Raw genomic sequence first — 22,085 nt, forward strand, 5'->3', positions numbered from 1 at the left:
ATTACAATAGCTAAAACGGCCTATACCCATAAGATATAAGCCGTCTCGCAAACCAACTATAAACAATCAATGTTGTAAATAATTCGTCTATAGTCAATCAAGTATAAAACTCATACAGGTAAGATCAGTCTAAATCGTAGCTGTCTTATTATAGCAGTTACCTCAAACAAATCGAACGCCGTAAAAGCTTATCGCTGATTTACTATATTAGCGTGTACGTGCACAAACTTCATCATCGCTGAAGAAGTAGCTGATTTCACGTGCTGCTGACTCAGCTGAATCTGAACCATGTACTGCGTTTTCATCGATGCTGCTAGCGAAGTCAGCACGGATAGTGCCTTCAGCAGCTTCTTTTGGGTTAGTTGCACCCATGATTTCACGATGCTGAGCGATAGCATTTTCGCCTTCTAGTACTGATACCAATACTGGACCTGACATCATGAAAGATTTTAGGTCGTTGTAAAATGGACGCTCAGCGTGCTCAGCATAAAAACCGCCTGCTTTTTCATCATCAAGTTGTAGCATTTTAGCTGCAACAATTTTTAGACCAGCTTGTTCGAAACGGCTATAGATAGCGCCGATGTGGTTGCCAGCAACTGCGTCAGGTTTGATGATAGATAAAGTACGTTCGTTAGCCATGAGAAGCTCCTAATAAATGATAAATTCAATAAAATATGAAAAATTAATGCGTTGTTTTAGCTTTAGCCACAATGTTGACTTGGACTGTTTTACACAACTCATGGTATATCAGTGTATAACCATAAGCGCCAACATCGGATTGCTGCCTATTATAATGATTAAGGCCATAAATGATAGGGTTAATTTATGACCATACCTTGCATAAAAGTAAATTTATTGTGCATTAGTCGTTGATAATGCTATAAGTTCTAACAAAAGCAAAAACCCCAACGCTCAGCGTTGGGGTTTTTCATTAATACTAAAAACTATTTAATCAAGTTTATAGTAAAAACTAAGCGTCGTACGGATCACGCAGTACGATCGTTTCTTCGCGATCAGGACCAGTCGAGATAATATCAACTGGGCAACCAATCAGCGCTTCGATACGTTTGATGTATTTTTTAGCGTTTTCTGGAAGCTCATCATAGTTAGTAATACCAACGGTAGACTCGCTCCAGCCTTGCATCGTTTCGTACTTAGGCGTGACTGACTCGTAGAATTCAGCATCATGCGCGCCTGCACACTCAGTCTCAGGTAGGTTGTAACCCACACCGATTAGCAATTCTTCAAGACCATCTAGTACGTCAAGCTTGGTCAAGCAGATACCTGACATAGAGTTAAGTACTACTGCACGGCGTAATGCTTCAGCATCGAACCAACCACAACGACGTGCACGGCCAGTGGTCGCACCAAATTCATGACCGACTTTGGCTAAATGAGCACCAACATCATCGAACAATTCAGTTGGGAACGGACCACTACCAACGCGCGTAGTGTAGGCTTTAGTGATACCAAGTACATAGTCTAAATACAATGGACCGATACCTGTACCCGTTGATACACCGCCAGCAGTTACACTTGAGCTGGTTACAAACGGATAAGTACCATGGTCGATATCAAGTAGCGTACCTTGAGCACCTTCAAACATTAGGTTTTTGCCAGCTAGACGTAATTGATTTAGGTCTTCAGTTACATCAGTAACCATACCTTTAATCTCTTCTTTCCACTCTTTACAAAGCTTAAGTGTCTCATCAAAATCAATCGCTTCAACTTTATAATACTCAGTCAGTTGGAAGTTGTGATATTCGATTAGGTTACGTAGTTTTTCTTCTAGATCTTCACGGAACAAATCAGCAAGTTTAATCGCACGGCGTGCTACTTTGTCTTCGTATGCAGGACCAATGCCGCGACCTGTTGTACCGATTTTACCAGAACCACGCTTGGCTTCACGAGCTTGATCAAGTGCCACGTGATAAGGCATGATAAGTGGGCAATTAGGAGAGATACGTAGACGCTCACGTACTGGTACGTTGTTGTCTTCTAGCTCTTTCATCTCTTTTAATAGTGCGTCAGGCGCTAACACCACGCCATTACCGATAAAGCAAGTGACGCCTTCACGCAAGATACCTGATGGAATCAAATGCAAGACAGTGGTTTTGCCATCGACAACCAACGTGTGACCAGCATTATGACCGCCTTGGAAGCGGGCTACTGCTGAGGCTTTTTCGGTAAGTAAATCAACGATCTTACCCTTACCTTCGTCGCCCCATTGGCTACCCAAAACTACAACATTCTTACCCATGATCAATCCTTACCTTTATGTATTGAGGTGTGTGCAATAAAAGCTGAAAATTAAAATGATTTTCTTAGCTATATCTTTTTATCTCAGTGATTTATGAAATAGAAACACTGAGATATCTAACGAATAATTTTGCGTTCTCATAATTTGTACTGAACACTTTTGGCTGCGTAAGCCATTCAATAGCCTACTGTCAAACAGTTAAACAGTTAAACAGTTAAACAGTTAAACAGTTAAACAGTTTGTAGCTGCCATTGGCTGTCATCAGCCATGCTCAAACGATGCGTCACATCATCTGGACTGTCCTGTGCATCTAACGGCATAGTGACGCGATAGCCTTGCTGACGTAGACTCTCTACTTGTTGCAGTAGCGTCTGCATCTCATCTGTATTTGCATTAGACAAAGCGGCAAAATCAACCAAGACAACGGTTGGCGCATCTAACTGTGTATGAGCCAGCAATCGGCTGACATCCATACTAAACCCCGTAGCCGCACGTAACGCTTGGGTCTGGCTTTGCATACCATCAAAACGGCCACCACGTACTAATGGCTGCGTTTCGCTATTGATATAACCATTGAAGACGATGCCAGTATGATAGTGATAACCTGATAGCTCAGTCACATCAATACTGACTGGGCACTGCCATTGGTCTTGTAGATAGTTTTTCAAACGCTGTAGCTCATCAATTGCCGTTGCGATTTGGCTGTCTTGCTGCGCCGTATCTGACAATTTGGCTAATAGGTTTGCGATATCGTGGCCAAAGCGTGCCAATACATAAAAATCATCACCCATTGGCAAAGCGCGGCAAACACGCTTAAGCTCTGGTAGGTTTTTATTGGCATATAAGTACATCAATTGCTCAGTATCACTGTCTGACAATTCAGCCAATTCAGCCAAACGTTTGAATATCGCTACATGACCCAAATCGATATGAAGCGCTGCACTCATATTGAGTTTATTTACCATCGTAAACAGCACATCTATCAGCTCAATATCTGCCGCTAATGACGCACAGCCAAATATCTCAGCACCCAACTGTAGCGGCGTACGTGAGCCAAACAGACCTGATGGCAAGGTATGAATCACATCACCAACGTAACAATAACGCGCAATACCCGTACCGCCATGATGCGCATCTATACGCAAAATCTGCGGGGTAATGTCAGCGCGTACGCCCATTAGGCGACCGGTCAACTGATCGATAATTTTAAAGGTTTGACGTTTCAGATCTTCTGACGCATCACTTAGCAAAGACTCAGTAAACTCGATCATTGGTGGACAAACCAGCTGATAACCATGAGTAATAAGCTGCTCGATTAACTGATGTCTAAGCACTTCTTGCTTATGCGCATCTTCAAACAGTACATCAACCACCCCATCAGGCAATAGCCAACTATTGGCAACATCACTGCCAAAGTTACTCAAATATGGCATGCGATTGGGTGCAGCATTATTTTCAGCAGGCTGAGACACTGTTTCGTTGGTAGAATTTGGCTGGGCAGGTTTTGCAGAATCAGAACTAACAGACACAATAAATCCTTGTTTGGCGTATCGCTTACCAAAAACGCGGTACTGATGCGGTACTTAAAGGGTGATTTGCCGGGTATTGCCGCTGTGTGTGTTTATTTTTAACGCGCAACATCATTGACCCAATTATTTATAAACAAACCAGGTAACCGCAAAAGGGTGAATAATAAGTATAATTTAGAATGATAAGACGAGTATCTTTATGCGCTAAAAAATTGCGACAAATAATCAAGGCACTTTATGCTTTAGTTTAGCATAGCACTCAAGGTTCGCCTAGTGACAATTAGCCACAATCACTATCTAATTACAGTTCAATTGCCACTTATTAGCTCAGCAGATGTAACAGTCATCATTGATGTGTTTGGCTCAATATTGGGCGAATAGCCGAGAGGTTTATTTTTTGTTAACCATAAGATAATGAGCGCGATTACGGCAGCGTCATCAACACAGACTCATGATACACTAACACATATTTTTATCTCGGAAGCCTTATGTCATCTGATTACCACCCAAACCCTGCCATCAACCAAACCAATGTCTTAGGCACCGCACTTGCCAGCTGTTGTTTCGATCCCATCACTGGCTATTATCGCAATGGTTTTTGTCATACTGGCAACCATGATGTTGGTCAACATACCGTCTGCGCCAAGATGACCAGCGAGTTTTTAAACTTCTCTGCCAGTCGCGGTAACGACCTGATTACCCCACTACCTGAATACAATTTTCCTGGTCTCAAACCTGGTGACTACTGGTGTATCTGCGCGCTACGTTGGGTTGAAGCATTGGACTTCGATATCGCACCGCAAATCAAACTAGAAGCGTGTCACGAGAGCCTATTGGCATTGGTAGATATCGATACGCTAAAAAGCTATGCCCTATAGAAATCTATGCCCTATAAATAGTATTGGCACACGATAAAACCGTAGCAGCGTTCACAATATATTTGGATTATTGAAGTTTTTTATTATATGACAGGAAAGTATATGGAAAATGATAATAATCAGTTGATTAAAAAAACGGCTCATATTGCGCCTGATTCCAATATGAATCATATCTATGCCAATATGAATGACAAGCATCTCTATTTGGACGATGATGATAGTTATATCTATGGTGATGTGGACGCCACTACTGAAGACACTATCGAGACCATGACGGTCTACGATCCTGACTCTGAACGCTATGAAGACATTGATTCATCAAGCGCAGGCGAAGTGGTCAATTGCTACGCTTACTCACGTAAAACAGGTGAAAATCTGAATAGAGTGGCGCTCAATGATGTGAGTCGTACGCTAGGGAACAACGGTCAATTTATTTGGCTTGGGCTATATGATCCAAGTTTAGAAACCATGGTCAAAGTAAAAGAAGCCTTTGACCTACATGAGCTAGCGATTGAAGATGCCTTTGCTGATCATCAACGTGCCAAGGTCGAAAACTACGATAATGACATGGTCTTTGTGGTGCTACGTACGGCCAAACTCGAAGACAATGTCATTCGTTATGGTACTACTGCGATATTTATGGGTAAAAACTACCTGATTACAATTCGCAATGGTCCGTCAAACTCTTATGCGCCAGTACGTGAGCATTGCCATCGTCGCCCCGAAAAGCTACGCATGGGCCCTATCTTTGTACTGCATGCTATCCTCGATTTTATCGTTGATAACTATATGCCGATTACCGATCGACTGGGTCGTTACTTGCGCGAGCAGGAGCGCTATGTATTTACTTCTGAGTTTGATAAAGGCACCCTAAAAAACCTCTACGAGCTCAAGTCACAACTGGTACATATGCGTGCCATTATCTTACCTGTGCAAGACATCTGTAGCTTTTTTATCAATCATAAAAAAAGTGAGATTGTCTCTGGGTTTTCTCAAGCCGCTAAGCCGTATTTTCGCGATGTCAACGATCACCTATTGCACTCACTAGATGCTATTAATGGTCTCAATGAAATGCTGAGTGTGGTGATGAATACCTATATGGCGATGGTCAATATGGGTCAGAATGAAGTCGTGCGTAAGCTCGCGGCATGGGCAGGTATTCTAGCAGTGCCGACAGCTATCGCTGGTATCTATGGCATGAACTTTGACTTTATGCCTGAGCTGCATTGGAAGTATTCTTACCTTGTCATCATGGCCATTATTATCGCCTTATGTAGCTACCTGTACTACAATTTTAAAAGATTGAAATGGTTGTAATACCAAACGCTAGGCATAAAAAAAGAGCAACCACTGGTCGCTCTTTTTTTGTGTTGCTATCTTTTTATATTGCTATCTAATTATTCACGGCGATGCTTGGTATGGCTATCGGGCGCTTGAGCATTATCAGGCAATAGCGCCTTAACTGTTAGATTTGCATGCTGCTTATCAAGATTGTCTTCTGGGCGACCAAATGTTTTGGCCGTCCAAGTCAGGATTACAATAGAGCCGCTCAGTAGCATGATGGCCACGGAAATTGTCGCTAGTAGCCATAAATGGAAATAGTCTGAAACAGCCTGCACATCAACCACCAAATGTCGTGACAAGGCCGTTATGGCAATAAATATCAAAAACTGTACTGGCAGTCGGTGGGTTTTAAAGTAGATACCTATCATGGCCAGTAGCTCAAGGTAAATAAATAACATCAATATGTCTTTTAGATCCGCTGAACCCTTTTGGACAATATAAATAAACTCTTTTCCTGCGGTCCAAACGACAACCACACTGATTAGAAATAAAATAACGTAATGACAGACATCGACAAACTCTCTACCAATACTTTGTAGTCGCTCATGAACACCTACGTTTTTTTTAGCCATGTTTAGGTCCTATCAACTGAAATGTGGTTGATTTAGCCTGAGTTTATGTTACCTCAGGCCCCTTATATATCGGCAATCAGTATTCGTATGACTATCTTTTTAGCCTTTATTCAAACCCGCTGATTTTTCAGCAGCATCGACCGTTTGGCGAATAAGCGTGTTGATAGTCATCGGGCCAACGCCGCCTGGTACTGGTGTATAAGCGCTAGCAATGTTTTCCATACCTTTCATTTCAATATCACCAACACCGCCATCATCTGTCGGATGGAAACCTGCATCAACGACAACCGCTCCTGATTTAATCCACTCCGCTTTAATCAGCTTAGGTACGCCTACTGCACCAACTACGATATCTGCACGCTTAATATGCGCTGCCAAATCTTGAGTTCTTGAATGGCAGATAGTCACTGTACAGTTAGCATTCAATAACATCATCGCCATTGGCTTACCTAAGATAGCACTACGCCCTACGACTACTGCTTCTTTACCTGATAGCTCGATATTATGATGCTCTAACAAATGCATGATGCCCTGCGGTGTGCATGAGCCATAAGCTGACTGCTGCATCGCCATACGACCAAAACCAAGACAAGTCACACCATCGACGTCTTTTGCTAAGTCAATCTGCTCAAAACAAGCACGCTCATCAATATGCTCAGGAACCGGATGCTGTAGCAAAATGCCGTGTACATCTGGATTGCTATTTAACTCATCTATCTTTGCCATGAGCTGCTCAGTGGTCGTAGCACTTGGCATCTCAACGCGTATAGAGTCCATGCCAACACGCTTACAGGCGTTGCCTTTCATACGAACATAAGTGGCAGAGGCTGGATCGTCACCAACCAATATCGTCGCTAAGCTTGGGGTGCGGCCAGTCTTTTCCTTAATCGTATCTACGCGCGTGCGCAGATCCTGTTCTATTTGTTTGGCAAGTGCTTTGCCGTCCAAAACGGTGGCGGATTCTTGGGCAGTAGACATAGTAACTCCAATAGAGGGTACGATATAAAAAAATAAAGACAGCGCGCGCAAATACTTTGCATGCCTGTCCTTTGCTTCGTCAATCTGTGACTAAGAGTAATATTGTACCTGTGTACGCTACAAAATCCTAGCGTAAGATAAAGCCTACACACTGATAATTTTTTATAATAAGTGAATTAAACAGTATTACGTATGTGTAGGCAAATGTATCTTGTGCTTTCAGTAAAAATAGCGTCAAATTCAAAGTAGATTTCTAAAAATAATCATTAATTAATTATCGTCTTATTTGATCATCGAACCAAACACACTATCGATCGCCTGTATTGTCAGTTCAATTTCAGCCGCCGTAAGCGTAGGATGCACTAGAAACATCAGACTACTCTCACCTAGCTGCTTTGCCATTGGCAATCTAACACTTGGACGCAACCCTGTATTATCAAAGGCCTTCTCCAAATAGACTTCTGACGCAGATCCAGAGAAGCAAGGCACACCTTGATTGTTAATTGCTTCAATAATACGGTCACGTGTCCAACCAGTAGGTAGATTATCGGACTGCACATAGACATATAATTTATAGTAAGCATGGTTCGTATTGGAGAACTGCGCTAAATGCTCTAGTCTCGGCACGAGAAGATAACCTTTGGACTCCCATTTGCTACATGCCTCTAGTATGGCTTGCGCATTAGTAGTCCGTTTGGCTGTCCACTCACTCATTTTTTCTAATTGAATACGCCCCAAAACGCCTTGCATCTCAGTCATACGCCAATTGGTACCAAAGCTTTCATGCAGCCAATTGTAGCCAGGTGATTGCTCCGTTTCATAGACTGCCGCATAGCTCTTACCATGATCCTTATACGCCCACATTTTTCGCCATAGTAGCTCGCTATCAGTAGTGACCATACCACCCTCACCTCCTGTAGTCATAATCTTATCTTGGCAAAAACTCCATGCCCCAACATGACCGATACTGCCCACGCTTCGCCCTTTATATCGTGCACCATGAGCTTGCGCACAATCTTCAATAACATATAAGTCATACTCATCTGCCAGTGTCATAATACTGTCCATATCACATGGCCAGCCAGCCAGATGGACGCATACGATACCTTTGGTTTTATCACTCAGTACAGCTGTGATGGTCTCAGCAGTGATATTGCCAGTTGCTTTATCGACATCTGCAAATATGGGCGTCGCACCTGCATTGACGATTGATGAAATACTGGCAATAAAGGTACGCGGTGTGACAATGACCTCATCACCTGCACCTATATCGAGTGCTTGTAATGCGACATCCAATGCCAAGGTGCCATTACCCAACGCTATTGCGTATTTACTACCTGTCCAGTCAGCAAACTCTCGCTCAAACTGACGACATTCTTCGCCTGTCCAATAATTGACTTTATTAGATAGTAGCACTCGACTGACAGCATCAGCCTCATGTTGCGTAAATTTTGGCCAAGGTGAAAAAGGGGTATTTAGCATATGTTCCTCTATGGTACTTATGTCTAATAATGTTGTGTCAGCTCTACAATAAACTGCTCACTATGTTATTAACCTTTTTATCTCTCACGACTTTTTTAAAACCTAATGTCTTTTAATTAGCTGTATTGTTATCAGCAAAGAGTACTTTTAAAACATTTCTTCATTAATACTATTGCCCATGAATTTACTCATAGTTGCTTCGCCCTCAGCACTGATGCCATCTTTAACAATAACTTTTTTTACCGTTTTAAATAAAATCTTGATATCCAGCCACAGCGACTGATTGTCAACATACCATGTGTCCAATGCAAACCTCTCATTCCATCCAATAGCATTGCGACCATTAACTTGAGCATACCCTGTAATACCTGGGCGGACATCGTGTCGGCGCGCTTGTTCATCATTATATAAGGGCAGATACTCCATCAATAATGGTCGCGGGCCCACTAGACTCATATCACCTTTTATGACATTCCAAAGCTCAGGCAACTCATCAAGGCTGGTGTTACGCAGCGCTTTACCAAACGATGTCAATCGCGCGCCATCTTCTAGAGGATTGCCATCTGCGTCTATATCATCCTTCATGGAACGAAACTTTATCATCTCAAATGGCTTGCCATACAGACCTGGACGAATCTGACGAAATAGAACAGGCGCACCAAGATTTTTACTCACCTTGTAGGCAGTTACAGCATAGACAGGAGACAGCACTACTAACGCTGTCGTTGCACCTACAATGTCAAATAGTCGTTTTATCATCTGTTAGGCCTTATTTGTCTGGTGTAGATAAAAATCCAAATAACTTTGCCATAGTTCTTTTTGTTCGAAGTGCTTAACCGCCCAAGCTCTTGCTTTAGGATACTTATCTTTAAAACTGGTGTCAGTGATTGCTTGCTTGATGGCTTTTGTCACGGTCACAGTGTCTCTTAACCGGAATTTTTGACCGCTGATGTTTTGTTTTACACTATCTTTTACACCAACCACATCATAGGCAAACGTTGGCACACCGCAACTAGCTGCTTCGATAGCAACATTCCCAAAACCCTCTCGGTAGCTTAAAAATAGATGCAAATCAGCACATTGAATCACCTCTTCTACTTTTGGATTGGCTGGTATATATACGCCCTTACCCTCTTTCACTATTCTATCCACGACCGCCTTGCCGATGTCATCTTCGAAATCTCCGATGAACATAAAGTGAATATTCTCTGATTTAAGGCTTTCAGATATCTCACCAATATCTTTTAGGCCTTTATCTTCACAAATTCTACCGACAACACAAATTACAAAAGCGTCTACAGGCACTCCATACTGTCGTCTTAGTCTTTGTTTTTCCATTTGCTCTACCGGTCTGAGCACATCAATATCAATACCGTTAAATGAACCATTATCGACGACACGCGCCTTATGTTCTTGAAGTAGGTTCTCTGACAAGCACACATTTACTAAAGAATCAGAAACGAATAGAACCTCATGAGAAAGACCAAAGCTAAGTTGATCAAGACCCTGAAAAGCGCGCTTCTTTAGGCCTGAAAAGTTCTCGTAGGCTCGTCCCACACTAAAGGCAACCCTTCTCTTTTGCATAGTGAGTGTGCTGGCTATGCTTCCTAACAATAAAGCCTTTGGTGTTAAATAAATCACAATATCAAATCGTCTAGTAAACAGGTAACGAGTCAATAGCACTAATGATTTGGCATCTTGTAGTACAGAAGGCTTGCGCTGAAAATTCAAATCAACCACCTCTCCTAGATTACGAGCTCGTAAAAGATCTAGCTGCTCCCTACTGCCACCACAGATTACCGTAATCTCAAAGTTTGAAGAGTCTCTAATATATTCAAGCTGATTGCGATACAACACATTAAAAGAAACGGCGTCCGTCATAATAAAGCATATTTTTGGTTTCATTTAAGCACCTCATTATTACTTCATTGATAAATTTATTCAGCAACCAAACCATCAACAACCGCTTGATGGCTGTCTTTGAGTTCCTCGGACATCGTTATTTTGTTTCTCTTATTGGCTATCTTTTGCAAGAGCCCTAGCGAGTCTAATAACCTTACCGCACCGATTTTTGCTTCTAACTTAGCACTGTCGACGATATTGGTTTTTTTATATTCACTATATGTCGTAAGACTATCTTTGTAAGATCGAACGATTTTTGCTAATGACAGATTGCCCTCTTCTCTATAGTAATAGAGCAAGTCTGGGAGCACGGCTAAGCGCAAATCCTGTTTGGATATGGCTCTACACCACAGGTCATAATCTTCAGACCTTGGATAATTCTCATTGTATCTATTACGCTCATACCAACTTTTTTTTGCCAAAATAGAAGCATGGACAATAGGATATGCAGTCTCCACACTCTCAAATCCTGCATATAAATCGTCTACATGACGACAGCCATACACCTTGTTTTGAGCATCAATAGATACTACGCCAGTCGACACCAAGTCATAACTGGGATTATTCTCTAGAAAGTTTATTTGTATAGCTAATCTATCTGGATGAATGAGATCGTCAGCATCCATACGAGCAATGTAATCATATTTTGATTCATCAATAAGCTGGTTCAGACGAGCAGGCAGTTTCTTGTTGTAACCATCAGATATCACTCTTATTCTGCTATCAACCTTTTCAAATTGTTTGGCTATTGCTAGCGAGTTGTCTGTAGAACCATCATCTATCAAAATAAGCTCCCACAGCTCGTGTGTCTGCGCCCATATCGACTTTATAGCTGTCGCCAAATAGGCTTCAGCGTTATAGATAGGAATGCCAATTGAGATATAAGCATGACTTTTCATCAGAACACCTCAAACATAGGATTGATAATATAAGGACTCAGGTCGCTGAACTTTGATGTCGTCAAGATGAAATACGCAAGGAAGATAAATACACTGATGATATAGACATAAATGTTATTTATCTTTTTCAAAACCACAGGCAGTAACAAAACCAAAGTCCATGTAAAATACGAAATGATTCTTTGCGGGCCTGAAGCACTAGTACCTAACAGCGCTAGTGGTATGACAAAAACCACGCCTGATGCATAAAACATCAATAGCTGTTGAAAGCTCTTGTCTCTGATTTTATATACATAGCTCGCAATAATGATGAGAAGCATGAGCACTGTGTAAAACCCAAGTGTCAAAAATCCGCCTGACTCTTCAGAGACTTTTGCATAATCTTCATATCGATCATTAGTAGATGAAATATAAGATACGAGTAACCTACTGACGAATAACGACCCAAAAAACGTCGCAAGTATTTTATAAGCTGGCTTCACTCTCAAATTAACAATGAAATAAAATGGAATGATAAATAAAGCCGTGATATGAAAAAATGATGCAATAGCACATATTAATAGATAAGGAAAAAGCCGTTTCTCTAGCAGATAAGGAATGGCCAAAGTAAACAAAGCCATTGCGATTCCTTGACGCAATCCATTAAATGAAAAGGTATAGACGCCTAGCGTAATAAACAGAAATACAGAGAGCCAGTAGTTCACACTGTATCTTTTAATGACTTTTAAATAGCAATAGACGATAACCAAGCTGGTGATAATCAGTAGCCAAAAATAGTTATTTGTCACATGCAGTAATGAATACTCAAATAGCTGGTAACCGTACTCAACATCTTCATTGAATCTAAAGGACTCAGGGCTCAATTTATTATTAAAATTTCTTGTATAGTTCCCTGTATCTGTACCGACACGATAACTCCGAGCGCCTGCAAATAAAGTCAGAATAATTAACGGCAACCAAGAAGACGTACGGTTGAGAGATTTGTTCTCCAGTACGATCCAAAAGATAACAAGGCTAAGAACCAGCAGGTATGGAAGCATTTAACCCTCGATAAGGTGGATATAGTCAATTCTATATAAGTCAGATACGGTATCAGGCTCGCTCAGCCTATTATGTGTAGTACTTTTACTCTCTTTCCTTGTACTCAAATCACGTTGGATCAAACTTAAATGAACAGTAAAAGCTGTCATTTCATATTCAAATACATTTGCGTTAACTTTTCCGCGTTTATCGCAGCACTGAATCCATATAGAGTTAGTGCTTCTGTTATTTCTTTTTCATTAGGCCGTATGTCTTTAGGTTTCAATAAACAATCGACCCACTCCTTGGCCGAATGAATAGGTAAAAACTGCACCAATCCGAGCCCTAAATCTACTTCAGGTGATACTTGATCAGAGACCAACGCTATTAACCCAACGGTTTGACTCTCTACCAATACAACCGGAAACCCTTCATGCAAAGAAGGCATGATCATATAATTTGCGCTGGCCATCAGTTCTGTGATATCCGTACGCAACCCCAAAAATTTGACGTTGCTGCACAGTGATTTGTCTTGCACTTGCTGCTTTAGCATCGCAGCCAATGGACCTTGCCCGACAATATATAAGGTAAAATCAATCTGACGTTTTTTCAGTTGCTCAGCGATTTCTAAAGAAAATTGATGGTTTTTAACCTCATTGAGACGACCGACTTGAATAATTTTTAACCCTTTATCTCCAAATCCTTTAGCACCAAACTCCTGATCGATATAATGTCGTGATTGGTTAGCGACTGTCATCATCTTTTGTATATCAACGGCATTGGGAAGTAGCCACACATCTTTTGTAGTACCGAATAGGTAATTTGCAGCATGGTCACCGCAGCTAATTCTCTTAGTGGCTAATGTACGATTGGTAATTAATGCCCATTGCTCATATATTTTTTTGACGATGTTAGTTTTACCATTACTGGTACTATGAGAGTGCGAAATGCGATGCGGCACGCCAGCACCTTTAGCAGCCAACAGATGAAAAGCATTGTTTAATAGCATATGAGCATGAACGATTTGATAATCAGGCTGCTGTTTAAGGAATTTTTTAAGTTTGAGCATACGTGTTAATGAATGACCAGCTAAAATCGGTATAACCCTACCGCCCAACGCTGTTATCTCAACATCATAGTCGCCGATCTCGTCGGTAAAAGTGATAAAATCAAACTGAATCTGGCTATGATCTATATGACGATATAAATTCATAAGCATGGTCTCTGCTCCAGCACGATCCATTTTTCCCACTATGTGCAGTACTCTTCGGATAGTCATATCATTTACCTTTTAAGAAACATAAAGCCAACTTTGCTTCTCGTAACTATTTCCAATTTGCTTCCTTTTAACCTTGTTTCTTTCTTTAATGCTTGACGAAGCACCTGCATTATAGGCAGCGCGATTTGGCTTGGCATACGTACTATATTGCTGATTACTATATTTCTTAACGTCAAATTGTTCTGATAACCTTTTAATCGTAGCGCTTTATCTGCTTTTTTAGCTTGTGCTAATGCTCTTGCTAAATACTCATTATCTATACGGGTGAGAATGCTCCAATGACTCTGTCTGATTTTATCGGCAAGTATTTTTTTAACTTCATCCGCTTGATAGTCTTCTACTAGGTTCATGACTTCTGAATGAATAATAAATAGGTCTAATAGCTTTTTATCTGTTGAACCCGTAATCGACGTACCTCGCTGTCTATACAGGTAAAAATTAATAGGCAACTGATATCTAACCTTAGTAGATAAGCCAAGATGCCAATGGAAAGGCCAATCCTCGTAATACAAACCCACTGGAAAACTTAGAAAAGCCGTTTGCACGACACTGGATTTAATAAATTTTAGCCATGCAAAATGCGGTAAGCTAAAATACGAATCGTCTATCTTAGTTGTCTCGTATGCCAAGCTAGCAGCTGGATACGGTAGTTTATTCTCTGCCGCTCTCTCTTTGAACGGTGCAAAACCATATGTCACTACTTCTGCATTCGTAGTGAGAGCACAATCTACACAAGCTGCTACTAAGCGAGTATCTACAATGTCATCAGAGTCAACGAACATCATATAATCGCCTACTGCAGATTTAATACCAGTATTGCGAGCAGCAGAAAGACCACTGTTTTTATTATGTTGAATGACTCTGATACGCTTATCTGTGAGATGTAAGGCAAGCGCTTGTTTTGAATTATCAGTAGAGCAATCTTCAACGACAATAATTTCAATATTCTTATAGGTTTGCTGCTTGATAGATTCTAAGCACGCGTCGATATATAACGCGACGTTATATACTGGCATGATAATGCTCACCAATGGCTCTGCTACGCTAGTCATATAATAACCACCGACTTTTCTAAATCATGGTATTCATTGATATGAACGGGTGACTCAGTCATGGTGCCGTGAGACAAAAATAGCAGTTTGTCGATATGTTTCGAAATCTCAGCAACCTCATCTAGTTCTAAAAAAACAAGCCTTGGATGATTACGTAACCAGTCTAACTGCGTTTGTCTTATCTTATGATTGGAGTTCGGCAATACCAAGCAAGGTGTACCCGATAGCAAACATAAAATCATGCCATGTAGGCGGTCTGTCACGACCAATTTTGCAGCACGAAACTGGCTAAGCTTGTCAGTCAATAATTTTTTGCAATGTGCTTCGTCCAATTGAGAGCCGCCAGCATGAGTATCTGTCTTTTCAATATGATAGCCAGTATCTGCTAAGGCTTTATCTATAAAACCGTATTGTTCAGTGGATAGCGCAGCTTCTTTGTCATCTCGTAAGCATCGCAGAATAGTTGACGACTCTACGTCATTTTTCGTTCCAAGTACTGCTGCGTTTGCACTCATAACGATATCTGGCACAAGACCAATATGGACATTACTATACTCGGCAAAAAGCTTGATAAGTTTGGCCGCTGTCATCGACTCTCTAGCGAAAATGTGTATATCTGGGTGCTTGGCGTAGACGTTTACGATACGATGCAAGGTTCGCTTAGACTTAGCAGAATCACTCCAATCCAAGGTCTGGGGAAAACACACAACGCGATTCATAGGAAACGTATTGATAACTAATTGGCGCAGCTCCTCAATATCAGGATACGAGCTACCCATATTGCCTCCCCCAATAATAGTGACAATATCCCTCTGTTGTATTTGTTGTTTAATCGAATTAAGCACCAATCTGGTTTGACTAATAGGAACACTAACAACTTCATAATCAGTCATCACATGTTGCAAGTATTGCTTTTGTGCATAAGAGATAGCGATATCACCAATATTGCCGTAGTCAGCCGCCAGAAAAATAAAGCATCGATTACTGCTAGGCAAAGGCAAATCTCGCGCGCCCATATAAGTAACTAAGTGTTTTTTTAGTTTAATTGGTATGAGCTTTTTTATGGCGGTAGTATTCATTTTTGACACTCCCTTATTTATTTCTCATTAACATCTTTTTTACCCACATGCGACGCTTTGACCCAAAAGGAAATAACCCACTCAATTTTGGAGATGATTTACGTTTGAGCACTTTTTCAATGTACGGAAGCCACTCAAGACCCCTGCTCGTTTCAATCATTTCTTGACGAATTAGAGACCAGTCTATGCGTACAGCGTCACTTTTCAGAACCATGAACCTGAAAAGTGACGAATCTATCGGGGTGTCAAAACAAGCAGGATTATCAACACCTGCAAGTAAGAGATTCAGTCGAGTTCGTACACATTTTTCACAGTGACCGCAGTTTCTATCATGCTTATTACCAGCCCAGCAAACACGTAAATTTCGTATGCCTATAGACCAATTTGAAAGAATGATTAACTTCTCAGATCGACGAAACCCTGCACCATCATGAATAATTCTAAAATTGCTACAGCTCAATAATGGATCTGTTATGGGATGTGAACCCCATGGAGTAAGTAATACATCATAAGAATCGCCACTACCGATGAGTCCAATTCCTGCATATCGTTTCAATCCAGATAGAACGGAAGCAATGGCAGCCGCATGATATTCTTCCCAATCGATAGACCACAGTGCCCGAACATTCGTCTTAACGGGTAGTAGATCAACATTAATATCAGAAAGTACTTCGGTCGCTACCTCCACAGCACTATCAAAACCTTCTGTATCGTCTAAGGGTATATCAAAGCCATGCACAAAAATCCCTGCTTTAATATCTCGTGTGGCATACCCTGCTCTGCCTGTCGCATGACGATAAGCGGTAAATTGAGCATCCACGCCACCAGAAAATGCAGCAATCGCACCATCTACTTGTACGTCGCGCGTTCTAATACAATCAACTTGTATATCAATCACAAAATAACGCTCTGGTAACCATTTATTCCAGACATACTGTAGTTCTGTCAGATTGGCTAATAGCTCATGGGACACACTGCCATGAACTCGAATAGCCGCACGCAGTTGCATCGCAGGCAACAATGTGGCTAACAAATAAGAGTCGCAATCGTCATCTTCCGGCATTGGTAGATTGATAGGATACAAAAACCACAACTCTTGCTCAGTGACACTTTCACCCATGGTTGTTTGTTGCAGCAAACAAGAACGAGTCTGTCCATGTTCGTCACTTTTTAAAGCCTGAGGAAACAAATTAATATTAAACATGTCTTTTTACCTTTGCTTTGGACCAAGACAGCTGCAAAAAAGCCAATGTCATCACATACCAACGTCGTGAAAAACATGAAATCAAGATACGAATACCGCGTGCTGGATGTCGTTGATGATAATGTGGCAAGCAGTTTTGATAAACGACAGACTGGCGTATCTTTATCAACTCTGCATGGCGTTTTTTCATCTGAATATGAGCCAAGTTATTGAGCAGATATGGCAGCATATGCTCGATATAACTACGTGCGAAATCTGATAGCAGCACTTGCCTCTCAGTAGCACTGATAGACCAGTCATGTATCCTGACTCTAGCGTTATAGTCTGCTTCAATAGACTCTAGTAGCCCTGGCTTATATTGCAAACTCGTCATCGAAGTAACATTTTCATAGTAGTTATAGGGACAGTCGGGTACGACAGACAAATGGTTCGCTTTCCCCAAGCACTCAATATTAAAAATACCGTCTTCACCAAGTTTTATGTCACAATTAAACCGCAAATCCGCTATCAGGCTTTTGCTATAAACCTTGGTAGTTACATACCAATATATATTTCTATTCTCTGTCACTCTCAGCTGTAGCGTTTTAATGTCTTGCCGTGAATATTCTGCTGTAATGTTACGGCGCTCGAGCACATCGCCATCTAACATTATGCGCTTATGACCAAACGCCAACATCTCGATATCCTGATTAACCGTTTGTGCAATCACAAAGTCAAAATACCAATCATCGATAGTGTCGTCCGCATCTATAAAAACGATATAGTCGCCAGTTGCGATATCAAGTCCAGTATTACGAGCATCTGCCACGCCTCCATTTTTTTGATATTTCACTGTAACCCATGCCCTATCACTTTCCCACCTGTGCAATAACCTAGCAGTTTCATCATCAGAACCATCGTCAATAACTATCAATTCAATCTCATGGCTTTTTTTCGCAACGTCAATACTACCAATACAACGATCAATAGTAGCGGCGGCATTAAATGCGGCGATAATAACTGAAATCATAGTGAGCCTCTTAAGTTGAGACTTCTAATGCATATCCTTTGTGCCATCTAACGCAGTCAAAACATTTACCTACTGCGGCACTTCATGAATATGAACAAGACGCCGAAAAGCGACATAAACGATAGATAAACTAAGCAATACCCCAACAAATGAGAACAGGGCAATAGCTACCATATCTGACTCAAAAACGTAAAAACCTATATACAGCGCTGCAGCACGAAATATCACTGCAAAAATCTCTCTAATCAAAAGAAAGCGCTGCAAACGTAATGCTGGCAATGCCGCAGTACTCGCACCTGATACCAAGCTGATCAAAAGCCAAATAGAAAGCCACTGCGAATAATTCCCTGCTAATGCCCACTCTGTGCCAAACACTAAAGAAAAAAGATAATCGCCAAAAACGAACACTGTACCGAATGGAACAATACCAACCACCAATAGAATTACCGTCACTTTTAATAAAAATTGATAAGCTTCTGGTGACTTTGCTGTGATCGCACGCGTAATCTTAGGGTAAAAAACCTCTCCAACAGCTTGCCCTAACAACATCGCTGGTGCACCAAGTACCAGAACAGCCAACGAATACTGCCCAGCAGAAGAAGCACTAAATAGTGATGCTAACAAGATAGTTGGCAGCCCTACTGAAGCAGCATTAAGCATACTTTGCGGCATACGATATATGGCAAAGTCACGCTGCGATATAGCAGCATTACGAATACCAACCGTGCCAAACCAGTTTCGGACATTTAATACACCAATCCTAGGTACCCGAAGCATCTGCATCATAAAATTCGTGAGCTGTCCTGCTATCGTTAATAAAATAAGCAACATACCAGAAGGTGCCAATACACCACCTATCAACTTACTGGTATCTGTCACAAGCTTGCTCTCTACATAAGCACGAGCCTTGGCTTTGAACAAACCTACTCTGATAGCAGACTGATCAGCAACAGATAGAAACGCGCCAGCCAATAGCGTCAACGGTATGAGATACAACATATATGGTGCACTTTCCATACCCGTCCATCGTGCCAAATAAACATCTCCGAAATAGACAGCGATCAACGCTATAGCCGCTATAAACAAACTGAGTAATACAGATAATCTAATAATGGCAGCGGCATCCTCGTCACTATCAGGCATCACAATGGCATTGGCATAACCCATGGTCGCAATCGGAGTAATAATACTGATGACTGCGGCAAATGCGGCAGCGATACCAAAATCTTCAGGACTATATAATCTGGTGAGAAACGGCATAAAGACCATAGCGATTGCCTGACCAGCAGCAATACCGCCTCCAACCATGGCCACATCTCGTACAAAGTGACTGGTTTTCAATCGACTGATTACGCTCTGTATCGATAAAAACACTTCAGAGGCCATTACTCATCATCCAATTTGGTATGTCACAGCATTTATATAAATCACCATATCCTAAACAATCTTACCAATAAGTGATTTCATCATCTTTTCAATATCAACCCTATCACCGCTATTTAATACCCTTACTTAGTATCACTACTACTCCTTAACCGACCACCTCTAACTGCTCTACATCTGTCTTTGTGACATCAGCGTCATCGCTTTCTCGGTAGCCTTCAACGAAGGTCCTAAACTGTGCTTTCAACCATTCAGTATCGTGCCGCTTTGATCTTTCGATAAACTCAAACAAGATAGCTTCGATATCTTCCAATGGAAAACTATGTTCCATTGCTTGCATAATGAGTGGATGAAACGTGGTCTCTATATTGTCAGCACCAATGATTAGCTCTTCATAGAGCTTTTCACCTGGCCTCAATCCAGTAAACACAATTTCGATATCACCATTAGGATTGCTCGCATCTTTTAGCTCGCATCCTGTTAGACGAATCATACGTTTGGCGAGATCCACGATTTTGACGGGTGCACCCATATCAAGTACAAATACTTCACCACCGAACGCCATGGCCCCTGCTTGGATAACCAAACTGGCCGCTTCTGGTATGGTCATAAAGTAGCGCGTGATGTCTGGATGAGTGATGGTAATCGGACCACCTTGTTCAATTTGTTTGGTGAATAGTGGTACCACAGAGCCTGATGAACCCAAAACGTTGCCGAAACGCACCATACTAAAACATGTATGACTGTTGCTTTGGCTCAGTCCTTGGCAGACGAGTTCAGCTAAGCGTTTGGAAGCTCCCATCACGTTGGTCGGCCGCACTGCTTTGTCAGTAGAGATCAGTACAAACGTATCAACGTGAGCCTTTATCGCAGCACAGGCACAATGGTAGGTGCCTTTGGTATTGTTAATCGTGCCTTCAAATGGATTGGACTCGACAATCGGTACATGTTTATACGCTGCAGCGTGATAAATCGTTTTTATATGGTATTTTTCGAATATATTGATTAATTTTTTTTCGTTACCCACGCTTCCAATGATGCTAACAATCTCAGTATCTTGATATTCAATATTACTAATGACATTACTAGCGACGTTATTAGCGACAAGGCTTCTAAGTTCCTGATCGATTGTGTACAAAGCGTATTCAGACTGCTCGTATAACACCAAACATGCAGGTTTATTTTTCATGATTTGTCTACACAGCTCACTCCCAATAGAACCCCCTGCCCCTGTTACGAGTACGTTTTTACCCGTAATGTTTTTTTGGAGGAGCTCAGCAACTGGCTCTACAGTCTCTCTTTCAAGCACATCTAGTATATCAACCGGACGTATATGGCTGACTGTTACGATCTCATCAGCAAGCTCTCGTAAGCTCGGTAAATCTTTTAATTTGACAGAAACACCTGACAGGCTATCCATAATCTGTTTTTTACGACCACGGCTCATAGAAGGCATTGCCAAAATCACTTGCGCAACATTTAATTTTTCTATTAACCAAGGTAACGCATGAGCAGCATATATTTTTTTACCATGTAGATAAGCCCCTATCAGCTGCGGATCATCATCGATATATGCCACTACATTGTATTTATGAGAATGTCTCAAGCTCTCTAATAGCTCTCTACCAGCCGATCCTGCGCCATAAATAATCACGTTATCGCAGCAACTATCTAGGCGACCTTGATTGTCTGGTTTCTGTAGTCGATTCAGCAACCCACGAATCATTAGCCGACTGTTCCACAACCAAATAAAGAATAAGAATAGGAATATAATTGGCGCTGAGCGCGGCATCATTGATACTGGGTTCACATAAATGATGAACTGATAAACGATAATAAGTAATAAAAATAACTGTAATACCCGACCCATCGCCGCATCAAAAAACCCTCTAGAGGCGCCTCTATAAAAGCCAATCAGATATAAGCTGACGACCGGTATCAATGCATAAAAAGCTAATACCGTAAGGCCGATTTGATCATCGACATAACCTTGACGCAATGCCAATGCCGCTACCAAGCAAAGGACAGCAACCGAAAAGTCGATGCCAAATAAGATAGAGCATTTCGCAAAGCGTGGTAAGGCTAATAAAAACAGCGTCATACGCTTCGACCATCGATTGAGATCGCTTGGCGTGTGATAAGCATTGTTAGACTCTGTTTTTATAAACATAAGATCCACCTACTTAAGTTATGTCGCTCGTTTGCCATGGACAAT

At 41.4% G+C, this 22,085-nt stretch carries 19 protein-coding genes; 2 read left to right on the forward strand and 17 right to left on the reverse strand.

From position 1 onward, the window contains the following. Nucleotides 1-207: 207 nt before the first annotated feature. The 3 genes from ndk to ACTXGF_RS23725 all read right to left on the reverse strand — a co-directional run bounded on the left by ndk (nucleotide 208) and on the right by ACTXGF_RS23725 (nucleotide 3,789). Nucleotides 208-639 (reverse strand): nucleoside-diphosphate kinase, encoded by a 432-nt coding sequence (gene ndk, locus ACTXGF_RS23715; protein ID WP_057759031.1) that lies wholly within the window; start codon nucleotides 637-639, stop codon nucleotides 208-210. A gap of 331 nt (nucleotides 640-970) precedes the next feature. Next, nucleotides 971-2,260 (reverse strand): adenylosuccinate synthase, encoded by a 1,290-nt coding sequence (locus tag ACTXGF_RS23720; protein ID WP_057759029.1) that lies wholly within the window; start codon nucleotides 2,258-2,260, stop codon nucleotides 971-973. 230 nt (nucleotides 2,261-2,490) lie between these two features. Beyond that, the gene (locus ACTXGF_RS23725) at nucleotides 2,491-3,789 is read right to left on the reverse strand and encodes an ATP phosphoribosyltransferase regulatory subunit (RefSeq protein ID WP_443532392.1); all 1,299 of its coding nucleotides are present in this window, start codon (nucleotides 3,787-3,789) and stop codon (nucleotides 2,491-2,493) included. A gap of 488 nt (nucleotides 3,790-4,277) precedes the next feature. On the opposite strand from ACTXGF_RS23725, the gene ACTXGF_RS23730 reads away from it, so the two are divergent. Together ACTXGF_RS23730 and corA are read left to right on the forward strand one after the other, a co-directional pair. After that, nucleotides 4,278-4,667 carry a DUF2237 family protein gene (locus ACTXGF_RS23730; RefSeq protein WP_057759025.1) on the forward strand — a complete coding sequence of 130 codons (390 nt, stop codon included), beginning with the start codon at nucleotides 4,278-4,280 and terminating at the stop codon, nucleotides 4,665-4,667. Nucleotides 4,668-4,829: 162 nt separating this feature from the next. Further along, complete coding sequence (gene corA / locus ACTXGF_RS23735) at nucleotides 4,830-5,984, forward strand: magnesium/cobalt transporter CorA (protein ID WP_371546973.1); 1,155 nt, start codon at nucleotides 4,830-4,832, stop codon at nucleotides 5,982-5,984. Between the two features lie 80 nt (nucleotides 5,985-6,064). Here the strand turns inward: corA and ACTXGF_RS23740 are convergent, their stop codons facing one another. The 14 genes from ACTXGF_RS23740 to ACTXGF_RS23805 form a co-directional block, all read right to left on the reverse strand. Next, nucleotides 6,065-6,583, reverse strand: coding sequence for a phosphate-starvation-inducible protein PsiE (locus ACTXGF_RS23740; protein WP_057759021.1), 519 nt, complete (start codon nucleotides 6,581-6,583; stop codon nucleotides 6,065-6,067). Between the two features lie 99 nt (nucleotides 6,584-6,682). Further along, complete coding sequence (gene folD, locus ACTXGF_RS23745; protein WP_443532390.1) at nucleotides 6,683-7,561, reverse strand: bifunctional methylenetetrahydrofolate dehydrogenase/methenyltetrahydrofolate cyclohydrolase FolD; 879 nt, start codon at nucleotides 7,559-7,561, stop codon at nucleotides 6,683-6,685. A 282-nt stretch (nucleotides 7,562-7,843) separates the two neighbouring features. Next, nucleotides 7,844-9,043 (reverse strand): DegT/DnrJ/EryC1/StrS family aminotransferase, encoded by a 1,200-nt coding sequence (locus ACTXGF_RS23750; protein ID WP_443532388.1) that lies wholly within the window; start codon nucleotides 9,041-9,043, stop codon nucleotides 7,844-7,846. A 147-nt stretch (nucleotides 9,044-9,190) separates the two neighbouring features. After that, on the reverse strand, nucleotides 9,191-9,802 hold the full coding sequence (locus ACTXGF_RS23755; RefSeq protein WP_443532386.1) for a sugar transferase: 612 nt from the start codon (nucleotides 9,800-9,802) through the stop codon (nucleotides 9,191-9,193). Between the two features lie 3 nt (nucleotides 9,803-9,805). Then, nucleotides 9,806-10,948, reverse strand: coding sequence for a glycosyltransferase (locus tag ACTXGF_RS23760; RefSeq protein WP_443532385.1), 1,143 nt, complete (start codon nucleotides 10,946-10,948; stop codon nucleotides 9,806-9,808). A gap of 32 nt (nucleotides 10,949-10,980) precedes the next feature. Then, nucleotides 10,981-11,844, reverse strand: a complete 864-nt coding sequence (locus tag ACTXGF_RS23765; RefSeq protein WP_443532384.1) for a glycosyltransferase family 2 protein — start codon at nucleotides 11,842-11,844, stop codon at nucleotides 10,981-10,983. After that, a complete protein-coding gene (locus tag ACTXGF_RS23770) occupies nucleotides 11,844-12,884 on the reverse strand; it encodes an EpsG family protein (RefSeq protein WP_443532383.1) in 1,041 nt (346 codons plus the stop codon). Before ACTXGF_RS23770 ends, ACTXGF_RS23765 begins: the two co-directional genes overlap by 1 nt. Before the next feature lie 146 nt (nucleotides 12,885-13,030). Beyond that, the gene (locus ACTXGF_RS23775; protein WP_443532381.1) at nucleotides 13,031-14,143 is read right to left on the reverse strand and encodes a glycosyltransferase; all 1,113 of its coding nucleotides are present in this window, start codon (nucleotides 14,141-14,143) and stop codon (nucleotides 13,031-13,033) included. 5 nt (nucleotides 14,144-14,148) lie between these two features. After that, on the reverse strand, nucleotides 14,149-15,195 hold the full coding sequence (locus ACTXGF_RS23780; protein ID WP_443532380.1) for a glycosyltransferase family 2 protein: 1,047 nt from the start codon (nucleotides 15,193-15,195) through the stop codon (nucleotides 14,149-14,151). Then, a complete protein-coding gene (locus tag ACTXGF_RS23785; protein ID WP_443532378.1) occupies nucleotides 15,192-16,274 on the reverse strand; it encodes a polysaccharide pyruvyl transferase family protein in 1,083 nt (360 codons plus the stop codon). Before ACTXGF_RS23785 ends, ACTXGF_RS23780 begins: the two co-directional genes overlap by 4 nt. A gap of 13 nt (nucleotides 16,275-16,287) precedes the next feature. Then, the gene (locus tag ACTXGF_RS23790) at nucleotides 16,288-17,478 is read right to left on the reverse strand and encodes a hypothetical protein (RefSeq protein WP_443532377.1); all 1,191 of its coding nucleotides are present in this window, start codon (nucleotides 17,476-17,478) and stop codon (nucleotides 16,288-16,290) included. Next, nucleotides 17,471-18,487 (reverse strand): glycosyltransferase family 2 protein, encoded by a 1,017-nt coding sequence (locus ACTXGF_RS23795; protein WP_443532375.1) that lies wholly within the window; start codon nucleotides 18,485-18,487, stop codon nucleotides 17,471-17,473. Before ACTXGF_RS23795 ends, ACTXGF_RS23790 begins: the two co-directional genes overlap by 8 nt. A gap of 69 nt (nucleotides 18,488-18,556) precedes the next feature. Continuing rightward, entirely contained in the window at nucleotides 18,557-19,873 is a 1,317-nt protein-coding gene (locus tag ACTXGF_RS23800) for a lipopolysaccharide biosynthesis protein (protein ID WP_443532374.1), read from the reverse strand. A gap of 145 nt (nucleotides 19,874-20,018) precedes the next feature. Next, entirely contained in the window at nucleotides 20,019-22,040 is a 2,022-nt protein-coding gene (locus ACTXGF_RS23805) for a polysaccharide biosynthesis protein (RefSeq protein WP_443532373.1), read from the reverse strand. Nucleotides 22,041-22,085 lie beyond the last annotated feature (45 nt).

The organism is Psychrobacter sp. 1Y6 (assembly GCF_052258385.2).
Lineage (GTDB): Bacteria > Pseudomonadota > Gammaproteobacteria > Pseudomonadales > Moraxellaceae > Psychrobacter.

Excerpts from the sequence above, each read along its gene's own strand:
- ndk (WP_057759031.1), bottom strand. The coding sequence starts at position 639 with ATGGCTAACGAACGTACTTTATCTATCATCAAACCTGACGCAGTTGCT.
- ACTXGF_RS23720 (WP_057759029.1), bottom strand. The coding sequence starts at position 2,260 with ATGGGTAAGAATGTTGTAGTTTTGGGTAGCCAATGGGGCGACGAAGGT.
- ACTXGF_RS23730 (WP_057759025.1), top strand. The coding sequence starts at position 4,278 with ATGTCATCTGATTACCACCCAAACCCTGCCATCAACCAAACCAATGTC.
- corA (WP_371546973.1), top strand. The coding sequence starts at position 4,830 with ATGAATCATATCTATGCCAATATGAATGACAAGCATCTCTATTTGGAC.
- ACTXGF_RS23740 (WP_057759021.1), bottom strand. The coding sequence starts at position 6,583 with ATGGCTAAAAAAAACGTAGGTGTTCATGAGCGACTACAAAGTATTGGT.
- folD (WP_443532390.1), bottom strand. The coding sequence starts at position 7,561 with ATGTCTACTGCCCAAGAATCCGCCACCGTTTTGGACGGCAAAGCACTT.
- ACTXGF_RS23750 (WP_443532388.1), bottom strand. The coding sequence starts at position 9,043 with ATGCTAAATACCCCTTTTTCACCTTGGCCAAAATTTACGCAACATGAG.
- ACTXGF_RS23755 (WP_443532386.1), bottom strand. The coding sequence starts at position 9,802 with ATGATAAAACGACTATTTGACATTGTAGGTGCAACGACAGCGTTAGTA.
- ACTXGF_RS23760 (WP_443532385.1), bottom strand. The coding sequence starts at position 10,948 with ATGAAACCAAAAATATGCTTTATTATGACGGACGCCGTTTCTTTTAAT.
- ACTXGF_RS23765 (WP_443532384.1), bottom strand. The coding sequence starts at position 11,844 with ATGAAAAGTCATGCTTATATCTCAATTGGCATTCCTATCTATAACGCT.
- ACTXGF_RS23770 (WP_443532383.1), bottom strand. The coding sequence starts at position 12,884 with ATGCTTCCATACCTGCTGGTTCTTAGCCTTGTTATCTTTTGGATCGTA.
- ACTXGF_RS23775 (WP_443532381.1), bottom strand. The coding sequence starts at position 14,143 with ATGACTATCCGAAGAGTACTGCACATAGTGGGAAAAATGGATCGTGCT.
- ACTXGF_RS23780 (WP_443532380.1), bottom strand. The coding sequence starts at position 15,195 with ATGACTAGCGTAGCAGAGCCATTGGTGAGCATTATCATGCCAGTATAT.
- ACTXGF_RS23785 (WP_443532378.1), bottom strand. The coding sequence starts at position 16,274 with ATGAATACTACCGCCATAAAAAAGCTCATACCAATTAAACTAAAAAAA.
- ACTXGF_RS23790 (WP_443532377.1), bottom strand. The coding sequence starts at position 17,478 with ATGTTTAATATTAATTTGTTTCCTCAGGCTTTAAAAAGTGACGAACAT.
- ACTXGF_RS23795 (WP_443532375.1), bottom strand. The coding sequence starts at position 18,487 with ATGATTTCAGTTATTATCGCCGCATTTAATGCCGCCGCTACTATTGAT.
- ACTXGF_RS23800 (WP_443532374.1), bottom strand. The coding sequence starts at position 19,873 with ATGGCCTCTGAAGTGTTTTTATCGATACAGAGCGTAATCAGTCGATTG.
- ACTXGF_RS23805 (WP_443532373.1), bottom strand. The coding sequence starts at position 22,040 with ATGTTTATAAAAACAGAGTCTAACAATGCTTATCACACGCCAAGCGAT.